The sequence below is a fragment of the Hymenobacter persicinus genome (assembly GCF_004167665.1).
GTDB lineage: Bacteria > Bacteroidota > Bacteroidia > Cytophagales > Hymenobacteraceae > Hymenobacter > Hymenobacter persicinus.
Genome location: NZ_SEWE01000022.1, coordinates 15,120 through 35,124, shown reverse-complemented (window position 1 = coordinate 35,124; position 20,005 = coordinate 15,120). Strand labels below are relative to the sequence as shown.

Annotated in this window: 18 protein-coding genes; 8 read left to right on the top strand and 10 right to left on the bottom strand. The window is 64.6% G+C overall.

Translation table 11 applies throughout. The features are described 5' to 3' along the window. Nucleotides 1–106 precede the first annotated feature (106 nt). From trhO to xerD, 8 genes are all read right to left on the bottom strand, one after another. Nucleotides 107–1,060, bottom strand: a complete 954-nt coding sequence (gene trhO / locus EWM57_RS11790) for an oxygen-dependent tRNA uridine(34) hydroxylase TrhO (RefSeq protein ID WP_129921352.1) — start codon at nucleotides 1,058–1,060, stop codon at nucleotides 107–109. A 96-nt stretch (nucleotides 1,061–1,156) separates the two neighbouring features. Next, on the bottom strand, nucleotides 1,157–1,789 hold the full coding sequence (locus EWM57_RS11785; protein WP_129921351.1) for a NeuD/PglB/VioB family sugar acetyltransferase: 633 nt from the start codon (nucleotides 1,787–1,789) through the stop codon (nucleotides 1,157–1,159). 109 nt (nucleotides 1,790–1,898) lie between these two features. Then, nucleotides 1,899–3,164 (bottom strand): hypothetical protein, encoded by a 1,266-nt coding sequence (locus EWM57_RS11780; RefSeq protein WP_129921350.1) that lies wholly within the window; start codon nucleotides 3,162–3,164, stop codon nucleotides 1,899–1,901. Then, complete coding sequence (locus EWM57_RS11775) at nucleotides 3,161–4,459, bottom strand: DUF2851 family protein (protein WP_129921349.1); 1,299 nt, start codon at nucleotides 4,457–4,459, stop codon at nucleotides 3,161–3,163. Before EWM57_RS11775 ends, EWM57_RS11780 begins: the two co-directional genes overlap by 4 nt. Nucleotides 4,460–4,581: 122 nt before the next feature. After that, entirely contained in the window at nucleotides 4,582–5,226 is a 645-nt protein-coding gene (locus EWM57_RS11770) for a LolA family protein (protein WP_129921348.1), read from the bottom strand. A 123-nt stretch (nucleotides 5,227–5,349) separates the two neighbouring features. Then, entirely contained in the window at nucleotides 5,350–8,295 is a 2,946-nt protein-coding gene (locus tag EWM57_RS11765; protein ID WP_129921347.1) for an FtsK/SpoIIIE family DNA translocase, read from the bottom strand. Between the two features lie 43 nt (nucleotides 8,296–8,338). After that, a complete protein-coding gene (locus tag EWM57_RS11760; RefSeq protein WP_129921346.1) occupies nucleotides 8,339–10,081 on the bottom strand; it encodes a DUF6044 family protein in 1,743 nt (580 codons plus the stop codon). A gap of 412 nt (nucleotides 10,082–10,493) precedes the next feature. Next, the gene (gene xerD / locus EWM57_RS11755; RefSeq protein WP_129921345.1) at nucleotides 10,494–11,396 is read right to left on the bottom strand and encodes a site-specific tyrosine recombinase XerD; all 903 of its coding nucleotides are present in this window, start codon (nucleotides 11,394–11,396) and stop codon (nucleotides 10,494–10,496) included. A 105-nt stretch (nucleotides 11,397–11,501) separates the two neighbouring features. Here xerD and aroQ point away from each other — a divergent pair, with 105 nt between their 5' ends. From aroQ to EWM57_RS11725, 6 genes are all read left to right on the top strand, one after another. Next, a complete protein-coding gene (gene aroQ / locus EWM57_RS11750; protein ID WP_129921344.1) occupies nucleotides 11,502–11,951 on the top strand; it encodes a type II 3-dehydroquinate dehydratase in 450 nt (149 codons plus the stop codon). A gap of 149 nt (nucleotides 11,952–12,100) precedes the next feature. After that, on the top strand, nucleotides 12,101–13,171 hold the full coding sequence (locus EWM57_RS11745; protein ID WP_129921343.1) for an aminotransferase class V-fold PLP-dependent enzyme: 1,071 nt from the start codon (nucleotides 12,101–12,103) through the stop codon (nucleotides 13,169–13,171). A 114-nt stretch (nucleotides 13,172–13,285) separates the two neighbouring features. Further along, the gene (locus tag EWM57_RS11740; protein WP_129921342.1) at nucleotides 13,286–13,846 is read left to right on the top strand and encodes a MarC family protein; all 561 of its coding nucleotides are present in this window, start codon (nucleotides 13,286–13,288) and stop codon (nucleotides 13,844–13,846) included. Between the two features lie 162 nt (nucleotides 13,847–14,008). Next, the gene (rnhA, locus tag EWM57_RS11735; RefSeq protein WP_129921341.1) at nucleotides 14,009–14,467 is read left to right on the top strand and encodes a ribonuclease HI; all 459 of its coding nucleotides are present in this window, start codon (nucleotides 14,009–14,011) and stop codon (nucleotides 14,465–14,467) included. After that, nucleotides 14,468–15,577 carry an acyltransferase family protein gene (locus EWM57_RS11730; protein ID WP_129921340.1) on the top strand — a complete coding sequence of 370 codons (1,110 nt, stop codon included), beginning with the start codon at nucleotides 14,468–14,470 and terminating at the stop codon, nucleotides 15,575–15,577. Nucleotides 15,578–15,628: 51 nt separating this feature from the next. Further along, complete coding sequence (locus EWM57_RS11725; RefSeq protein WP_242510052.1) at nucleotides 15,629–16,351, top strand: tRNA1(Val) (adenine(37)-N6)-methyltransferase; 723 nt, start codon at nucleotides 15,629–15,631, stop codon at nucleotides 16,349–16,351. A 3-nt stretch (nucleotides 16,352–16,354) separates the two neighbouring features. On the opposite strand, the gene EWM57_RS11720 is transcribed toward EWM57_RS11725, so the two are convergent. After that, complete coding sequence (locus EWM57_RS11720; RefSeq protein WP_129921339.1) at nucleotides 16,355–17,704, bottom strand: saccharopine dehydrogenase family protein; 1,350 nt, start codon at nucleotides 17,702–17,704, stop codon at nucleotides 16,355–16,357. A gap of 214 nt (nucleotides 17,705–17,918) precedes the next feature. Between EWM57_RS11720 and cdd the strand changes: the two genes are divergently transcribed. Next, the gene (gene cdd / locus EWM57_RS11715; RefSeq protein ID WP_129921338.1) at nucleotides 17,919–18,413 is read left to right on the top strand and encodes a cytidine deaminase; all 495 of its coding nucleotides are present in this window, start codon (nucleotides 17,919–17,921) and stop codon (nucleotides 18,411–18,413) included. Between the two features lie 102 nt (nucleotides 18,414–18,515). Continuing rightward, nucleotides 18,516–19,190 carry an alpha/beta hydrolase gene (locus EWM57_RS11710; protein WP_129921337.1) on the top strand — a complete coding sequence of 225 codons (675 nt, stop codon included), beginning with the start codon at nucleotides 18,516–18,518 and terminating at the stop codon, nucleotides 19,188–19,190. Nucleotides 19,191–19,230: 40 nt separating this feature from the next. Here EWM57_RS11710 and EWM57_RS11705 read toward each other — a convergent pair whose 3' ends face one another. After that, nucleotides 19,231–19,980: an SDR family NAD(P)-dependent oxidoreductase gene (locus EWM57_RS11705; protein ID WP_129921336.1), complete on the bottom strand. Its 750-nt coding sequence runs from the start codon at nucleotides 19,978–19,980 to the stop codon at nucleotides 19,231–19,233. Between the last annotated feature and the right edge of the window lie 25 nt (nucleotides 19,981–20,005).

Here is a 20,005-nt window from a genome sequence, read left to right as displayed (position 1 = left end):
AAGGTGCAATGGTACGGAAAAGCGCCGGGATGGTCCGGCAAAAAAAAACTGTCATCCTCCGCTGGCCGGGGCCGCGCGAGGATGACAGCGTGCAGGCAGAAGAAAATTAGCGAACCGGGGCGCGGTAGGAAAGCAGGCCCTGCTCGGGATTGTAGTTGTTGCTGAGCTTGGGATAGGTGCCCGTACCGTCGTAGGGGCGCTTGTCGGGGTGCTGCTGGCAAGTGGTGGAGCAGGCGCCGTCGAGCTGCTGGCTGCAGGTTTCGCAGAGCGGCACGTGGGCATTGCAGTGCGGATTGGCGCAGTTCACCATCCGGTCGGAAGGCGTCTGGCAGTGGTGGCACTGGGAAATAACGGTCGGGTTGACGCGGTTCACGTCCACGGTCACGCGGGAGTCAAACACGTAGCACTTGCCCTCGAAGTCCTCGCCGCCGGTTTCGATGCCGTATTTGATGATGCCGCCGTGGAGCTGGTACACGTTTTCGAAGCCCTGCTCGAGCAGGTAGGCACTGGCCTTTTCGCACTTCACGCCGCCGGTGCAGTAGGTCAGGATTTTCTTGTCCTTGAACTCGCGCAGCTTCTCCACCCGCTCGGGGAAGTCGCGGAAGTTCTCCATGTCCAGGGTCACGGCGTTCTTGAAGCGGCCCACGTTGTATTCGTAGTCGGAGCGCACATCCACAATCACCACGTCGTCGCGGTCCTTGAGGTCTTTGAACTCCTGGGGCGAAAGGTGCTGGCCGGTTTTCTCGTGGGGCTTGGTGTGGTGCAGGCTGCTGTGCACGATTTCGGGCTTCACGCGCACGTGCAGCTTCTGAAACGTGTGGGCGTCTACCTCGTCCACCTTGAACTCCAGGGCCGCAAAGCGCGGGTCGGCCTTGACGATGCGCATGTACTCCTCGCAGTCGGCCGCGAGGCCCGATACGGTGCCGTTGAGCCCTTCGTGGGCCACGATAATGCGGCCCAGCAGATTCAGCCGCAAACACAGGCGGTGGTGCTCCTCGCGGAACGCCTCCGGGTCCTCGATGGGCGAGTAGCAGTAATAAAGCAGAACGCGGTAATCCATGTCACTTAGAACTAAGATCGTAGAAGTGAGGTCTTAGAAGTGAGAATCCAGAACGACATTTCGCAGCTCTAGGCTCTCAACTCCAAGTTCTCTGTTTTAAACCTTCTGAGCCGGGTTGCCAAAGACAGTCTGGTTGGCGGGCACGTCGGCCACGACCACCGAGCCGGCTCCGACGCGGGCCTTGGCGCCAATCTTGACGCCGGCCACGATGACGGCCCCGGGGCCAATGAAAGCCTGCTCGGCTACCGTAACGTCGGCGTTGATGATGGCTCCGGCCCCCACTTGCACGTAGTCGGCCAGCTCGGCCTTGGCGTCCACCACGGCGTTGGGCCCGATCAGGCAGCCGTTGCCCAGCTTGCTATTGGAGGCTACCACCGCCCCGGCGCCGATCAGGTTGCCGTGACCCAGCCAGGCGTGCTCCGACACGCTGGCGCGGGCGTGAATGGCATTCACGGGCACGGCCTGGTACTCGTCGTGGAGCATGGTGGTGAGGCTGCGGCGGCTGGCCGTGTCCTCGGTGGCCACGAATACCTCGCACTTCTTGCCCAGCAGCTGGAGCAACTGCTTGTCTTCGGTATTGCCCATCACGGGCACGTCGTTGAGCTCGGTGTTCTGAAGCTTGGCATCGTCGTCGAGCAGGCAGTACACGACTACGTCGTTGCTGGTGAAAGCATCGAGGGCATTGATACCCAGGCTCTGGGCACCCAGAATGATAACCGGATTTTCCATAGGAACAGCACAGCGCCGGCGGGCGGCGGATTTTGGCGAAACCACAAAGATACGTGCCCCAGCCCGGGGCACCAAGCCCGGTTTGCTCCGCTCGCGCAAAAGCCCCTGTCTACAGCCCCAGGCGCCGCAGGAAGCGGGCGGCGTACTCATTTTGCAGGCTCAGCAGCAGCACGAAGGGCAGCAGTACCGAGCGGTAGCGGTTCAGCGTGCCCAGGTTGGGCGTGCTCAACCCGATCAGTACGCCCAGGGCCAGGCAGTAGAATCCCAGCGCCAGCACCAGGGCGAAAGGCAACTGCCCGCCCCGCCCCCGCAGCACCGCTCCTACGGCCACCACCACCACGACCAGCAGCAGCATATTTTCCAGCCCGGCAGCCCCGTACAGCAGGCCGGTGCCCTCCCAGGGCCAGGGGCGCACCAGCACGTTCAGCAGCGCTGCCGGGGCGTTGTGCAGCATGCTGGGCAGCGTCGGGCCTAGGTCGGCGTACTCAATGTGGGGTTGCTGGTGGGAGTTGGCAAGCATATCGGAGTAGGCGTGCAGCAGCTGGCTGGAAAACTTGTTGAAGCGAAACACCGGACTTATTTCGCTGCCCACCCACGCCCCGCCGGCCACCACCAGCGCAAACAGCAGCGCCTGCACCCCGCGCGACTGGGCCCCGCCCAGCTGCTGTACCACCCGGATCAGGGCCAGCCCGCCCAGGGCCGCAAACAGCAGGGCCGCGAAGAAAAACCGCATCTTGAACTGAAGCCCGGCCAGCAGCAGCGCCCCCAGGACAGCCAGCGGCCGCGGCCGGCCCGGGGCGTACAGCCAAGGCAGCACCAGGGCCAGCAAGCCGGCCGCGCTGCCCAGCAGCAGGCTTTCCTTGGTCAGGCCGCTGGTCCAGTACACGGCGGAGGGCCAGGCCAGCAGGGCCAGGAGCGCCGCCCCCCGCGGAACGGCGGGAAACACCGCGTTGACGCTACGCACCAGATGCCAGCAGCCCACGAAGCAGAAAAGCGACAGGTACAGGCTATTTAGGCACGCGGCCCCCAGGGATGCCAGGTTCAGGGCCGAGAGCAGTTTGATGAGAAAGAACGTGTTGGAGTAACCGTGGTAGACTAGGCTTTGGCCGCCGAAGTGCAGCTCGTCGCTGAGCAGGGTGCGCAGCCAGCTGCCGGGCGCCGCCCAGAGCTGCCGGGTCAGTACCCGGGCCCACTTCTGAAAATAGACGGCGTCGCCGCTGAGCAGAAAACAGTCGCGCAGGCTTACCAGCAGCCGCACGCCCAGCAAGGGCAGCAGCCACCGCCCTAGCTCAGCCGTGCGCCGCTGCCGACGCAGCCACGCGCCCAGCGCCAGCAGCAAACCCAGATTCAGCGCCAGGGCGACGAGTAATTTCATGATCGAACGGGATTTTGCTGCAAAATACGGCTTCCGATGGCACAGTGCAGGCAGCGGCGCGGCTGGCAGTAGCCGTGGCTCAGGGCCAGCAGCCCCTGGGAGTCGGCGGCGGTGCGGTGCCGGAAGCCCAGCCGCTCGTAGGGCTCGGTCAGGTGGTTATGTTCGGCGGGCAACTGCTCGAGCAGGCCCACCGCCGACTCCACCAGTTCGGCCTGCCCCGTCTGCCGGGCGTAGGCCACCCGCAGGGGCACTACCACATTGGTAACCAGCAAATGCACGCTGCTGCGGCCCAGGGCCGGTACCTTGCCCGGCTTGCCCGGCCGGAAGTGCTGCCGCCAGTAGTCGGATACGGGGGCCTGGAAAAACTGCTCCAACACCGCTACGCTGCCCGCGCTGAGCAGGGGCGCAAACAGCGTGGGGCGCGCGTGCAGCACCGCCGCCAGCTGGCCCAGCCGCACGGGTGGAAAGTTGGCCGGCCGCAGCCGCAGGAAGTTCCACTCGTGTCCGGGTAGGGCCGTCGGCAGCTGGTACTTGTGGCGCATAAACGAGTATTCTTTTCGCAGACTGCCGATGTACTCATCCGCCGCCGTGGCGGGCTGCTCGGCCAGAAAGCCCGCTTGGCCGAACAGCAGGGCCTCGGTTTGGAGCAGGTCGTGGCGGTGGCGGCGCAGCACGCTCAACGGCAACGCTTTGGCCAGCCGGGCCAGGGGCTCACTGTTTTTCTGAAAGCCAAAGCCCGCCGCCAGCGCGTGGTAGGCCGTGGCTTCCCAGTCGTGGGCCAGGGTTTCGTGCAGGGCTGCCACCACGACGGCTTTCTGCTCCACGCGCTCCAGCAAGGCCCGTTCCGCCATCATGGTGCGGGTAATATCGGGCACCACGGGCAGCAGCGGAGCGCAGGGCAAGGCCGCGGGCTCCGGCTGCTCTAGCAGGCGGTGGTATGTATTCAGCATTTCCGGCGAGAGGCGCCACGCCAATGCCAGCACCGGAATAACCGAGCCGTTGGTGCGCTGCACCTCCTGGTCGGCGGCGTACACCACGTGCAACACCACCTGGTCGTACTTGGGGTCGGTCTGGTGCTGGTGGCGGTGCCAGTCGGAGGCGCGCAGGTGAATTTCGACGGCCCCATTCCACTCCACCTCCCCGAGCTGCAGGCGGGCGTTGAGAAAGTCGGGGCCGGCGTCAGCGTTGCGGTAGCCGGGCTTCAGCACTGTTACGGATTCTCCCGCTTCGGTTTGCAGGTTGGTCTTGTCGAAGTACTGGTGCTGCCAGACATAATGGAGAAAATCTTCTTTCATAGAATATTCGATAGGGATAAGGGATAGAGGGGGTAAGATAGATAATCCGCTTAAAACCAAACCGGCCCGCCCCCGCACGAAGCGGAAGCGGGCCGGCTGATGGGCGGCTTCGGACGAAAGACCTAGCGCAGGTCGATAACCTTGACGCCCTTGTACTTCGTCTTGTCGAAGTTGAAGGTAGTGGCGTCAATTGGCGGGTTGGGCTGGAACTTGCGGATGGTGTAGGTGTAGCGGTTGCCGTTCTTCTTGAACATCTTCCAGCTTTTCACCGACTTATCCACCTTGCTCACCGTCACGCGCACCTTATACACGGGGTTGTCCTTGTTCTCGGGCGAGAGCTCAATCACGTCGCAGGCCTCGCCGGCTTCCTTGGTTTCCTGCACGTAAGCGTACTTGTAGCCCTTCTTATAGAGCGTGAAGATCTGCGTGGGCGACACTTCCTGGTCGGCCGGGTCATAGTCCGAGATGTTGACCTCGTTTTCGGCCTTCATGTAGGTCCACATGGTCTGGCCGTTGTTGATGATTTCCTGGCCGGCGAGCTTGACGCGAAACTTCTGCCCGCTCACGGTGATGTCGCCGGTGATGTTTTCCTTGAGCTTGGCGGCGTCGTTTTCCAGGGTCTGGGTGAAGTTGGCCTTGAACGCTTTCAGCGCCTGATACTTGGCGCTCATCTGGTCGAGAATCTTGCCGGCTTTGGGGTCCTGCTGCGCGGAGGCAGTCGACAGCAGCGACACGGACAACGCGAGCAGAGAGAGGATTTTTTTCATTGCAAAGAGAGGTGATACGGAAGAGTAGCTACAGAGACGTACGAATCGGGCCTTTGTTTGGTCCTTAACCGAAAAAAGGCCGAAAAGGTCGCTTTCCCCGGTGTTTTTCGCCGTTGCTACCGGCTATTTTGGCAGGTTATTCAACAACTGTTCCAAACTGTACTCGTCCGGAATCAGGACCTCGCGGGCCTTGCTGCCTTCGAAGGGCCCCACGATGCCAAAGTGCTCGAGCTGATCGATGAGGCGGCCGGCGCGGTTGTAGCCCAGCTTGAGGCGGCGCTGCAGCAGCGAGGTGCTGCCCTGCTGGTGGGTGACGATGACGCGGGCGGCCTCCTCGAACATGGAGTCGCGCGAGGACGGGTCGAAGTCCTCGGCATCGCCGCTGCCGGAGCCACTTTCGCCCACTACTTCGGGCAGCAGGTAGGCGTCGGGGTAGCCCTGCTGCTCGCCGATGTAGTCGCAGAGGCGGTCGACCTCGGGCGTGTCGATAAAGGCGCACTGCACCCGGATGATGTCGGAGCCCTGGGAAATCAGCATGTCGCCCTGCCCGACCAGCTGGTCGGCGCCGCCGGCGTCGAGGATGGTGCGGGAGTCGATTTTGCTCGTAACCTTGAAGGAAATCCGGCAGGGGAAGTTGGCCTTGATGATGCCGGTAATCACGTTTACCGACGGGCGCTGGGTGGCCACAATCAGGTGAATGCCGATGGCGCGGGCCAGCTGGGCCAGGCGGGCAATGGGCGTCTCGACCTCCTTGCCGGCCGTCATCATCAGGTCGGCCAGTTCGTCAATCACCAGCACGATGAAGGGCATGTAGCGGTGGCCCTTCTTGGGGTTGAGGCGGCGCTCGATGAACTTGCGGTTGTACTCCTTCAGATTGCGGCAGCCGGCGTCCTTGAGCAGGTCGTAGCGCCGGTCCATTTCCATGCACAGCGAGTTGAGCGTGTTGACCACCTTCTTGGTGTCGGTGATGATGGCCTCGTCGGTGTCGGGTAGCTTGGCTAGGAAGTGGCGCTCAATCTTGTTGAAGATGCTCAGTTCCACCTTTTTCGGGTCGACGAGCACAAACTTGAGCTGGGCCGGGTGGCGCTTGTAGAGCAGCGAAGCCAGAATCACGTTCAGACCCACCGACTTCCCCTGGCCCGTGGCGCCGGCCATGAGCAGGTGGGGCATCTTAGCCAGGTCAACCACGAACACCTCGTTGGTGATGGTGCGGCCGAAGGCAATAGGCAGGTCCATTTCGGTGCTGGCAAACTTATCCGTGGCGAAAACCGAGCGGATGCTCACCATTTCCTTCTTGGTGTTGGGCACCTCGATACCGATGGTGCCCTTGCCCGGACTGGGCGCGATGATGCGGATGCCGAGGGCCGCGAGGCTCAGGGCAATGTCGTCTTCCAGGCTCTTGATCTTGGAGATGCGCACCCCGGCATCGGGCACGATTTCGTAGAGCGTGACCGTGGGGCCGATGGTGGCTTTGATGCTGGCGATGTTGATGCCGTAGTGCCCCAGCGTTTCCACGATGCGGTCCTTGTTGGCCTCCAGCTCTTCCTTGCTGACCTGGGCCTTGGCCACGCCGTAGTCGTTGAGCAGCTCCAGGGTGGGGTACTGGTAGCGGGAGAGGTCCAGCGTGGGGTCGTAGTTGACGGCGGGCATGGTTTCCATGTCCTGGTCATCGTCGGCAATGGCAGCCATGTCGGCGCCGGCGGCGGGGTCCAGCTCGCCGGGCTGGCTGTCGATCTGCAGGGCCGGGCCGGCCGTTTCGCGGGGCGCGGAAACGGGCAGCGGGGCATCGTCGTCGGCCAGGTCGGCCATCGACAGCGGCGTGGGCACGCGCGTCGGCAGGGCCGCAACCGGCTCGGGGTCGGTGGGCGTTTCGAAGGAGAAGCTCGGGCCGCTGGCGGCCGGGGCGGCCGCGGCGCTGGCGCCGGCCGCCGCAATGGCCGCGGAGGCACTGGCCAGCGTGGCCGCTACCGACGACGAGGCGACGGTCAAGGGCACGGCAGCCGCGGCGCTCAGGGCCGGCGAGGGGGAGTTGATGGGCCCGGAGGCAATGGCCGGCGCGTCGTCCAGCTCTTCTTCCTCGGGCTCGTCGAGTTCGGGCGCGGGCACCGCTTGTACGGGCGCCGGAGCGGGCGTAGCGACCGGGCCGACGCGGCGCAGGGTCATCTGCGGGGCCGGGTCTTCCTCTTCTTCCTCCTCATCGTCGGCGGTAACCACTGCGTTGAAGCCGTTGATAGAAGCCGCGGCCGTCTGGGCTTGCGCCGCCGTGCCGAAGGCAGGCTCGTCGTCGTCCGCTTTGCTGCGGCCCAGATTCAGGGTGGTCACGTTGAAGAAATAGACCACGAACGAAATCAACAGAAAGGCCAGCAGCAGCACCGTGCCCCAACCGATGAGGCTATCAAGCCAGAGGGCCGCTTCGTAGCCCACTCCCCCACTCAGGAAGTCGAGGCTGTGGGCCAGGGCGGGGTCGGCATCGGGCGCTTCCAGGGTGAGCACCACGTAGCCCAGCAGCAGGCTCAGCCAGCCCATGGTAAACAGGCACAGCGCCAGCACGTAGCTCAAGGACAGCTCGGCGCGCCGGAACACGATTTTGTAGCCCAGAAAGAACACGATGGGAATGACGGCAAACGCGGCCACCCCAAAGCCCTTGTGAATCAGCAGCTCGGCCAGCATGGCGCCCAGCAGGCCCAGCCAGTTGCCCGACTCCTGCCCGGCTTCCTTGACTGGCGTCGCGTTCAGGCTCTCGACCACGCTCTGGTCGGCGTGCCCGGTAAAGAGGAACGAGACGAAGGCAATGGTGAGGTAGATGGACGTGAGCAGGAAGAAGAAGCCCAGAAACAGCTGGAAGCGCCGGTCGCGCAGGAAGCCGAACACGTTGCCCAGCTTCACAGAAGGCAGCTTCAGGGGCTGGCGCGGGGCCTTGGGGGCCGGTTTGGGCGCGGCCTTGGCGTCGTTGCGACGCGGCTCGCGCGCGGGCTCCGCATTCTGGCGGGGCTGGTTGCGTACCGGCCGCGGCTCATTGGTCCGGGCCGGCTCAGGAGAAGAAGTTTGTCTGTAGGTATTTTTTGCCATTGCCCCGCACTAAAAGGCCAAATCTAGGGATTTTCAGCGGTTTTTACGGCCTCGCCCCGGCCGGCGCCCCCCGCTGGATTGCGGACTGCGCTTCGTAAAGATACAGGTGCCAGTACGCCGTCCTAGCCGAAAATTCGCCGCGGGCTACCAACCCGCTGCGGGCCGGCGCCGCCAGTCGCGCCGCCGACAGCACGAAGCGGCCGCCTAACTTCCGGAAGGCCACCGCGTCGAAGGCGAAATCCTGCACCACCCGCCGCTGAAACGCCGCCACGCGAAAATCCTTGCCCAGCTCGGCCGAAAACAGGTAGCAGCGGTTGCCCCAGGCATCGAAGTAGGTGCGCAGGAAGTCGTCCTTGGCCAGCTCCCCGGCAATGAGGGGGCGGAACTGGTGCTTGTAGGTGACGGGGTAATTGTTCTGGTAGCTGTCGAGGGTGTAGAAGCCGTTGAGCTGGGCCACGGCGGGCGGAAAGCCCAGGCAGGCTACCCGGTAGGCCGCCGGCCCCAGCCCAGTCTGCTCCCGGATGCCGGCCTGCACCTGCCCAAACAGCGCGGGTGCCACGTAGGCCTGGTAATTCGGCTCCGTGGGGGCTGCCCGCCCGGCCAGCTCGCGCAGGTTGTTGGTCCACTCCGAATTCATGCCCAGCCCCAGCGCCAGCTGCAGGGCCACGAGGCCCGTCCGCAGCCCCCCGGCCGGCAGCGCGCGCAGACTCAACGCCAGAACCACAAACCAGAGCAGCGGGGTCAGGAAGTGGAAGCGGCTCAGGTTGAAGGTGCGCAGCGGGGGCAGCGCCTGCTGGACCAGCTCAATAAACTGGGGGTAAAAGCCGCAGAACAGCGCCACCGCCGCCAGCACGGCCAGCAGCCCCAGCAACAGTCGCCGCTGGTTCCCAGCCCGGCCCAGCGGCTTCCAGGCGGCGGCCACGGCCAGCAGCATCACCGCGCGCGAAACCAGGCTGGCGTGGTACTGCCCCGTAAAAAAGTAGCGCCCCGCGCTAACCAGCCCCGCGCCCAGACCCGGCTTGCCGAGCTTGCCGAGGTCAAACTCCAGGCGGTGGGGCACAAACTGCTTGGCCACCAGCAACGAGTAAACCAGCGGGTACTCGACCACCAGGTACATAGCCGTGAGCAGCGCCAGGGCCCCGGCAGCCCGCCAGGCTACTCCCCGCCCCTGCGCCCAGTCGAGCAGCAGCAGGGCCGCGCCGGCCGCCCCGGCGACGGGCCCGATAAAGACGAACATCGACCAGAGCGGAAACAACGCCACCAGCAGCCAGTCGGTCCAGCGGCCGGGGCCGCGGCGCAGGTTCAGAAACGCCAGCAGCAGCCAGGGCTGCCCCAGCACGGTGAGCCCGTAGATGGTGTAGGCCGGCAGCACGGCCCAAGCCAGGGCTAGGCCCGCCGCCAGGCGGCGCTGGTCGGGCTCCCGCAGAAAGTGGCGGCGCAGCAGCAGGTACAGCCCCAACAGGGCCAGCAGGCGCACCAGCGCCTCATGCATGAGGTAGGCCGGCAGCGGGTCGAGCAGGCCGAAGAGCAGCACGGTGGCACTGAGTCCGGGCCGCAGGGCGTTGCGGGGCAGGCCGTTCATGATGGGCTCGACCACCGCCGTGGGCCGGTAGTCCAGCGCGACGTGGTGGCGGGTGAGCAGAAAGGGCACGCTCAGCTCGGCGTCGAGGTTGTCGTCGATGAGCACGTAGCTGCGCTCCTGCAGCAGCAGAAACGGCAGCAGAAACAGCAAAAGGCCCAGCACCGCCCCGGCCAGGGGCGTGCGCAGACGGGAAGCAAGCGGCATAAGCAGAGTCGGAAGGCCGCAAAAGTACGGTTTCCGGCCGGGCCCGGGGCACCGGAATCTGGTTTCGACAACCGACGCCGGCTGCCGCGGCCATTACCGCCCCGCGAACCGCGGCCGAAGGGCCCGCAGCATCTAAAAAAAGCAGGTCCGACCTAGAAAAAAGGTGGTCAGACCCACTAAAAGGTACCGGCGAAGCAGAAAAAAGTAGGTCGGCCCCTAGTAAAAGGTCCTTCGCGAGGAGTAAAAAGCAGGCGGGAGCTAGTAAAAGGTCGTTCGGAAGCAGTAAAAAGCAGCTTGGCCCCACTAAAAGGGGCTGCGGAGGAAGAAAAAGGTCCTGCGGAAGCTCTAAAAGGCACTTCCCTCCTACTAAAAAAGTATTCCGCTCCCCTAAAAGCGCCTTGCCCAGCGGCGCCTAGCTGCGGGGGTGAAACTCGGTGATAACCTGCTTGAGGTAGTCCCGGTCGAGGTGGGTGTAGATTTCGGTGGTCGTGATGCTTTCGTGGCCCAGCATTTCCTGCACGGCCCGCAGGTCGGCCCCGCCCTCGATGAGGTGGGTGGCGAAGGAGTGGCGGAACGTGTGGGGGCTGATGGTTTTGCGGATGCCGGCCTGGGCGGCCAGGGCTTTGATCATGGTGAAGACCAGCACCCGGGACAAGCCCGTGCCGCGCCGGTTCAGAAATATCGTGTCTTCCGAGCCCCGCTGAATGTCGAGGTGGCAGCGCACTCCGCTCAGGTAAAAGCTGATGTACTTGAGCGCGTCGCGGCCGATGGGCACCAGCCGCTCCTTGTTGCCCTTGCCCGTCACGCGCACGAAGCCCTGGTCGGCGTAGAGGTTGGAGAGCTTCAGCGTAATCAGCTCCGACACCCGCAGGCCCGACGAATACAGGGTTTCGAGCATGGCCCGGTTGCGGGTGCCCTCGTTGGTGCTCATGTCGACGGCCTCGAGCAACTGGGTGATTTCCTCGTAGCTGAGCGTGTCGGGCAGCTTGCGGCCGGTTTTGGGCGCTTCGAGCGAGTCGGTGGGGTCCAGGGTGAGCAGGTCTTCCATGATCAGGAAGCTGTAGAAGGCCTTGATGCCCGAGAGCGTGCGGGCCTGGGAGGTGGCACTCAGGCCCAACTCGCCCAGCCAGGCCAGAAAATCCCGCAGGATGCGCGTCGTGACCTGGGCCGGGCTGGCCGGCAGCTTCGAGATGTCGAGGTACTGGCGCAGCTTGCTGATGTCGCGCGAATACGCTTCTACCGAGTTGGCCGACAACGACTTTTCGAGCTGCAGGTAACCCTCAAACTGCTTGATGCTGGTGTTCCAGGTGGACATTTTCGGGGCTTAGATGTTAGAGCGTAGGGCAAAGGTAGCTGCATCCTTGCTACGTTCCAGATGCGACTACCTTTGCCCCAACGCCCCTCCTAGCCACACCCCGCCATGCAAATCCTGATTCTGAACGGCCCCAACCTGAACCTGCTCGGCCAGCGCGAGCCCGGCATCTACGGCACCCGCAGCTTCGACGACTACCTGCCCGAGCTGCGCGCGGCCTTCCCCGACCTCACCCTCGACTACTTCCAGAGCAACCACGAAGGCGAGCTGATCGACAAGCTCCACGAGGTGGGCTTCACCTACGCGGGCGTGGTGCTCAACGCCGGCGGCTACACCCACACCAGCGTGGCCCTGGCCGACGCGGTGGCCGCCATCCACACGCCGGTGGTGGAAGTGCACCTCTCCAACCTGCACGCCCGGGAGGAATTTCGCCAGCGCAGCCTGCTGGGCAAAAACTGCGTGGGCAGCATCAGCGGCTTCAAGCTCGACTCCTACCGCCTGGCCGTGCAGTACTTCGAAGGCCTAAAGCCCAAGCGCGTGGGGTTTAAGGTGAAGTAGTGGAATGGTGAACTGGGGAGTTGACGTTCTGCTGGAGCGGCCCTGCACAACCTGCGCCGCTGGCGCAGTCAGAACAAAAACTCACCATTTCACCACCTCACCATTTCACCGTCCCTACCTTTGCGTTTCCCCTTTTGACTCCCACACCTATGTATACTTTCAATCCCGGGCCTTCCGCCGTGTATCCGGCCGTACGCGGCTACTTGCAGGACGCTTTCGACGAGGGCTGGCTCTCGGCGCCCCACCGCGGGGAGCGGTTTACGGGCCTGATGCGGCAGACCGTGGCCGACATGAAGGCCAAGCTCAACATCCCCCAGGACTACACCATCTTCTTCCTGAGCTCGGCCACCGAGTGCTGGGAAGTCTTGGCCCAGAGCCTGACGCCCACCAAGAGCTTCCACCTCTACAGCGGGGCTTTCGGCGAGAAGTGGTTTGAGTACGCCAAAGCCCTGCGCCCCGCCTCCACCGGCCAGCAGTTCGGCGTCGATGAGGCGCCCGAAATCTACACCCTGCCCCTGCCCGACGAGTCCGGCCAGACTGACCTGGTCTGCATCACCCAGAACGAAACCTCCAACGCCACCCAGTTGCGCGACGGGTTCGTGCTGAACCTCTACAACCGCCTGGGCAACGCCCTGCTGGCCGTGGACGCCACTTCCTCGCTGGCCGGCATTCAGCTCAAGTACATCAAGGCCGACATCTGGTTTGGCTCGGTGCAGAAGTGCTTCGGGCTGCCCGCCGGCCTGGGCATCATGGTGTTGTCGCCAAGGGCCGTGGCGCGCCTGCGCAGCATCAATGAGCGCAGCCACTACAACTCGCTCACGGCCCAGTACGAGAAGATGCTCAACTTCCAGACCACCCATACGCCCAACGTGCTCGGCATCTACCTGCTGAGCCGGGTGCTCCAGGACCGGGAGCCCATCAAGGCCGTGCACCAGCACCTGCTCGACCGCGCCGCTAAGCTCTACGACTACTTCGAGCAGGCCACCCAGCTCACGCCCCTGGTCACGAACCCCGAAACCCGCTCTACTACCGTCATTGCCCTGCAGGGCGCCCCGGCGCTGATTGACGAGGTGAAGCGCCGGGCCCTGGCCCAGGGCCTGCAGCTCGGTAACGGCTACGGCACCTGGAAAGCCAACACCCTGCGCATCGCCAACTTCCCCGCCATCCCCGACGCGGCCTACGAGCAACTCGTCCAGTTCTTCGCCCGGGAGTTTTCTTAAGTAGTGAAATCGTGAGATGGTGAACTGGTGAGTTGTCATTCCGTCTGCGTAAGCGGGGCGGCTCCGCACCACCAACACCTCAACCTCACCACCTCACCAGTTCACTATCTCACCATGTTCAGCCTCAAGGAAATCTTCTCCGTTACGCTCACCCTGTTTGCCGTGATTGATATTCTGGGCTCCATCCCGATTATCATTCAGATCCGGCAGCGCGAGGGCAAGATTCACTCCGAGAAAGCCACGCTGGTGGCTGGAGTGCTGATGGTGGTGTTTCTGTTTCTGGGGCAGAGCATTCTGAGCTTGTTCGGCGTCGACTACCAGTCGTTTGCCCTGGCCGGGGCCATCATCATCTTCCTGATCGGCATGGAGATGATTCTGGGCATTGAGCTGTTCAAAAACGACCCGACCACCCGCACGGGCTCCATCGTGCCGCTGGCCTTCCCCATCATCGTGGGGGCCGGCACCATGACCACCCTGCTCTCGCTGCGGGCGGCCTACTCCCTGCCCAACGTGCTGGTCGGCATTGCCCTGAACCTGGTGTTTGTGTTCATCGTGCTCAAAAGCTCGGCCTGGATTGAGCGCAAGCTCGGCAATGCCGGCGAGGACATCCTGCGCCGGGTGTTCGGCGTGATCCTGCTGGCCATTGCCATCAAGCTGTTTAAATCAAATTTCTGAAGCAGTTGACGGTTAGTTGTTGGTTGTCAGTTGTTGGTTGTCAGTTGTTGGTTGTCAGTTGTTAGGTCCTTCAACCCTTACTAACAACTAACAACTAGTAACTGACAACTAGTAACTGACAACTAGTAACTGACAACTGGCAACTACCAACTGACAACCAAGTTGATTCATCTCTTCACCGACGGCTCTTCCCGCGGCAACCCCGGCCCGGGCGGCTACGGTACCATTCTGCGCTACGGGCACCACGAAAAGGAAATCACCCAGGGCTTCCGCCTGACCACCAACAACCGCATGGAGCTGCTGGCCATCATCGTGGGGCTGGAGGCCGTCACGCGCCCCGACATCCCGATTACCGTCGTCACCGACTCGAAGTACGTGGTCGACTCGGTGGAAAAGCGGTGGGTGTTTGGCTGGGTGAAAAAGCCGGATTTCGGCAAGAAGGCCAACGAGGATTTGTGGCGGCGCTTTCTGAAGATCTACGAGCAGCGCAAGGTGCGCTTTCAGTGGGTACGCGGCCACAACGGCCACCCCGAAAACGAGCGGTGCGACCAGCTGGCCGTGGGCAGCGCCACCCGCGGCCCCCTGCTCATCGACGAGGGCTACGAAAGCCAGATGGCGTAAATGACGGCCGCGCGCACCCACCTTCCGGCCCTGACGGGCGTGCGGGCCGGGGCCGCGCTGCTGGTGTTTTTATTTCACTACCGCACCTCCTTGCCCGCCCCCGCCCCGGGTTGGGCCGCGGCGCTGCAGGCCGTAGGCAGTGAGCTGCACGTGGGCGTGTCGGTCTTTTTCACCCTCAGCGGCTACCTGCTTAGCCGCCGCTACTTCGCCACTGCCCACGCGGGCAGCTTCGGGCAGTTTCTGCTGCGCCGGGTGGCCCGCATCTACCCGCTGCTGCTGCTGCTGACCACGGCCACGTTCGTATTCGGCCATGCCCAGCGCGCCCTGCCCGCGGCGCAGTGGTGGCAGCAGTACGCGCTGAACCTCACGCTGCTCAAGGGCTTGGCCGCCCGCTGGTACCTGACCGGCATCGGCCCCAGCTGGTCCCTGACGGTGGAAGAGTCGTTTTACCTGCTGCTGCCCCTGCTGTTTGCCCTGGCCCGACGCTTCTCGCCGCGGATCTGGGTGGGCTGCGTGGTGGGGCTGGCGGCGCTGGGCTTGGCATTGGGTTCCGTGCTGAGCGGCCGGGGTTGGCTGGAAACGCCGCTGTTTGTGCTGAGCGCCACCTTTTTCGGGCGCAGCGCCGAGTTTTTGTTCGGGGCTGCGTTTGCCCGGCTGGCCCCCGCCCGGGTGCCCCACGCTACGGCTTTGGGTGGCTTGGTGCTGGTCGTCGTACTGGGGTTAATGGTGGGCGTGCAGCAGCAGCTGGGCGTGGGCTCGAGCATCGAGAGCCTACCGGGCGTGGCGGCCAACAACTGGCTGCTGCCGCTGGGTACGGGGCTGCTGCTGCACGGGCTGGCCAACCAGCCCAGCTGGTTGCAGCGCGCACTCGGCAGCCGGCCCCTGCAGGTGCTTGGCCGCAGCTCCTACGCTTTTTACCTGCTGCACCTGGGCCTGCTCCCCGACTTTCTGCTGCCCCGCATCATTCGTCTGGCGCCCTTGTTGCCGCCGGTGCCGGTGCTGCTGCTGCTGCTCGTGGGGGCCGCCATCGGGCTGCACTACGCGGTGGAAGCGCCCCTGCACCGCCTGGTACTCCGCCTGGGTGCGGCCCGGCGTGGGCCCGGCGCGTAAGCGTTGCGCCCGCGGCTACGCCTTACCTTTGCCCCAACCTTTCGTTTCCGCGTGGCTAATTCCTATTTCCAGTTCAAACACTTCCGCGTCGAGCAGGGGCAGTGCGCCATGAAAGTCTGTACCGATGCCTGCGTGCTGGGTGCCGTGGCCGACCTGACGGCCGCCACCCGCATTCTGGACATTGGTGCCGGCACCGGGCTGCTGGCGCTGATGGCCGCCCAGCGCAACGCCCGGGCGCGGGTGGAAGCCGTGGAACTGGACCCGGCCGCGGCGGCCCAGGCCGCCGCCAACGCGGCCCGCAGCCCGTGGTCCGCCCGAATCAAGGTGCACGCGGCCAGTCTGGCGCAGTACGCGGCCCTCGCCCCGGCCCGGTTCGACCATATTCTCTGCAACCCGCCGTTTTTCCGCCACTCGCTCCGCTCCCCGGATGCCCAGCGTACCACGGCCCGTCACACCGCCCCCGACACGCTCAGCTTTCCTGAGCTGGCCGAATTCACTGCCCGCTTCCTCACAGCCGACGGGCGGCTGACGGTGCTGCTGCCCCCGCCCGAAATGCTGCACTTCGAGCGGGAAGCTGCCCTGGCCGGCCTGTTCTTGGCGGCCCGGCTCACGCTCCGCCACCGGCCCGGCAGCAAGGCCCTGCGCCACATCAGCTCCTTCACGCTCCGCCCCCAGCCTCAGCTGAGCCGGGAGTTGGCCATCCACGAGGCCGACTCGGAAGCCTACTCGGCGGAATTCCGGACTTTGCTCCAGGATTTCTACTTGGCCTTTTAACGGCTACCCCAGCGTCTGCTCCTGCTCCACAAAGTGGATTCCGTAGTCGGTGGCCAGCTCCTGCAGAATGGGCTCGTAGAGGTCGGGCTGGGTCGGAATCACGACGCCGCGCTGCTGGAGGTGGCCTTGGGCCAGGCGCCGCACGGCCATAGCTACGGGCAAACCCACGGTTTTGGCCATGGCCGTGTGGGTGGCATCGTCGCCGAGCACGACCAGGGAAGAGCTGCGCTGGAAACGCTGCCCCTCGATTTCGAAGTCAAACAGGTGCTGCATCACAATCATGTCGTGGTCCCCGTCCTGCAGAGCCCACTTGGTGGTCAGCAGCCGCTCGAGCAGCTGGGCGGGCGTGGCGTCGGCCAGGCCCACGGGCAGCTCGGTAAAGATGCCCAGCCAGCTCAACCGCTGCATTTCCGGCCCGTCGGCGGCTAGGCCCAGGTAGTCGGCAAGCTGCTGGGGCAGGCTCCGGCCCGCTTCCGCCGCGGGCAGGTAGGATTCAAGCAGCTGGGCCCAGGTCATGGCCGCGTCGTTGGCCAGGTGCACGGTGTCGTCGGTGAGACCCAGGCGCACTAGGGCCTGCCAGGCGGCGCAGTAGCCCGGGCGGCGCAGGGTGCCTCGCAGCATGGTGGGAATGTCGTGTAGGCCGTAGGGGGCGCGGTAGCTGAGCGAGTCCCGGTTGGCGTAGCCCTCAAACTGTCCGTAGCCCGGCACCTCCAGCGTGGCGAGGCGGGTAAACAGGTGCTGGTAGGGAATAAAGCGCAGGCGACCATTTTCGAGGTACTTGGCCGTGCTCTGCCCGGCCAGCACCACGTTGCGCGGGTTCCAGGTGAACTTATAGCGCCAGGGGTTGTCGCCCTCGGAGTCGGGCGCCATCAGGCCGCCGCAATACGACTTAAACGAGGTGAGCTTGCCGCTGCGGCTGCGGATGTGGCCCAGCGCCTGCATGGCCGACATATGGTCGAGGCCGGGGTCGAGGCCGCACTCCATCAGAATCAGGATGTCCGCCGCCCGCGCCTCGGCGTCCAGGGCCCGGATTTCCTCACTCACGTAGCTGGCCGTCACCAAATGGCGGGCGTGACGCACGCAGGCCTGGGCCACGGGCAGGTGAAACAGCGCCGGCAGCATCGAAATCACAATATCGGCTTGGGGCACCAGCTCCTCGAGCAGCTCGGGGCGCTGAATATCAAACGGCACGGCGCGGGCGTAACCGCTGTGGGCGGCCAGCACGGGCACCAGGTGGGCCGGGTTCACGTCGGCCACCGTGAGCTGCCAGCCTTCGGTGGGCGCGTGCTCCAACAAATAGGAAATCAGGGACGAAGCCGAGCGGCCGGCACCGAGAAGCAGAATACGGGACATGGGCGGAGGGGTGGGAAAGAAGTTGGCGGCACGAAACTAGGGCTTTACCCCGCTACTGTCGGGATTTAAGCCTCATTTATTCCCAGACCGCCCCCGATTTGGGCGGCCGAAGTTGGATAAAAGTTATTTGGTCCGCCAGAATTGTAGTACATTCACCGCCCCTTCCCGCCCGGGGCCGCCATTCGGTCTCGGAATTTGTTTCTTTTATTCCCCGATGGCCCATCCGCTCCATCTGACCATCACCGTCGAGGTGCTGGATTCCGAAGCCGAACTTTCCCCCGCTGAAGCAACCGTCTGGCAACAGGCCCGCGCCGCTACCGAACACGCCTACGCCCCTTACTCCCACTTCCACGTGGGTGCCGCCCTGCTGCTCGACAACGGCAGCGTGTTTCGGGGTACCAACCAGGAAAACGCCGCCTACCCCTCCGGCCTCTGCGCCGAGCGCACCGCCCTGTTTGGCCTGGCCGTCAACCAGCCCGACCGGCACATTGTGGGGATGGCCGTAGCCGCCCGCCCCGCCGATGGCGCCTTCGGGCCGGCCATGCCCTGCGGGGCTTGCCGGCAGGTGATGACCGAGTACGAAAACCGCCAGGGCCGCCCGATTCCGCTGCTGCTGCCCGGCCCCAACGGCAGCATCTACCGCTTCCGCTCCCTGGCCGACTTGCTGCCGTTCCAGTTCAACGCCGACGACCTGCCGAAGGCGAAATAGTGCGCTGGTGAACTGGTGCGTGGCGGTGCCGCTGGCGCCAGTGACGCAGTATCGACCAGGTAGAACGCCACCTCACCAGTTCACTAGGTCACCACCTCACAGATGGAACAACAGCTGATCGTGAGCCGGACGGCGCGGTACTTTCAGGCCGGGGAGCTTGGGCCCGCGACCCGGCAGGTCTGGTTTGTGGGCCACGGCTACGGGCAGCTGGCCAAGTATTTCATTCGCCACTTCCACCACCTCACTGCCGCCGACCCGACGTTGGTCGTGGTGGCGCCCGAGGGCCTGTCCCGCTTTTACCTCAACGGCACCAGCGGGCGGGTCGGGGCAACCTGGATGACGCGCGAAGACCGGCTGGCTGAAATTGAGGACTACGTGGGCTACCTCAACCAATTGGCCCAGCACGTGCTGGCGGGCCTCCCCGCGGACGTGGCCGTAACGGTGCTGGGCTTTTCCCAAGGGGCGGCCACGGTGAGCCGCTGGCTGGCCCGGGCCCGGTTTCGCCCGGCCCGCCTGATTCTGTGGGCCGGCGCCTTTCCGCCCGACCTGGAGCTGCCCGTGGCTACCCGCCTGCTTCGGCAGCTGCCCGTGGTGCTGGTCTGCGGCACTCAGGACGAATACGTCAGCGCCGAAGACCTAACCCGGCAACAACAGTTTCTGCGGCAACTGGGCGTAGAGCCGGAGCTACTGCAGTTTGATGGCAAGCACAGCCTCGATGCGGCTGTGCTCCGGCAGCTGCACACGTCCCTGCCAACGGCAACGGGCCCCGCCACCTAAGTAGCAAGGCCCGTTGGTGGCTTTAACGGTAAGTTCCGGCTTAGTCGCGCCGGATCAGCGTGGCCGCGCCCTGAGCCCCGGCGAAGATGGTGACCTCGGCAATGTGCACGTTGGCGGGGCGGGTCACCATAAACTGGATGACTTCGGCAATGTCCTCGGGCTTGAGTGGGTCGAAGCCCTCGTACACTTTGGCCGCCCGGGCGGCGTCGCCCTTGAAGCGCACCTCGGAAAACTCCGTTTCCACGGCCCCCGGATTCACTTCCGCCACCCGAATGTGCAACGGCAGCAGGTCGATGCGCATGGCCTTAGTCAGGGCCGCTACGGCGGCTTTGGAGGCGCAGTACACGTTGCCGTTGGCGTAGACCTCGTGGCCGGCAATGGAGCCGATGTTGATGATGTGGCCCTGCCGCCGCGCTTTCATGCCCGGCAGTACGGCCTGGCTCACGTTGAGCAGGCCTTTCACGTTGCTGTCCACCATCACGTCCCAGTCGTTGGGGTCGCCCTCCTGAATCGGGGCCAGCCCGTGGGCGCCGCCGGCGTTGTTGACCAGCACGTCCACGTCCCGGAACTCGGCGGGCAGACTAGCTACGGCCGCATCCACGGCCGCCCGGTCGCGCACGTCGAAGGTGAGAATGTGCACGGGCGTAGGGGTGAGCTGCTGGGCCAACTCTTCCAGCCGCTCCCGGCGCCGGCCGGTAACAACGAGCTGAAAGCCGGACTGGGCCAAAGCCACCGCGGTGGCGCGGCCAATGCCGGACGAGGCGCCGGTAACGAAAGCGGTACGGGTCATGTGGGGAAGCAAACGGCGGCTAAAA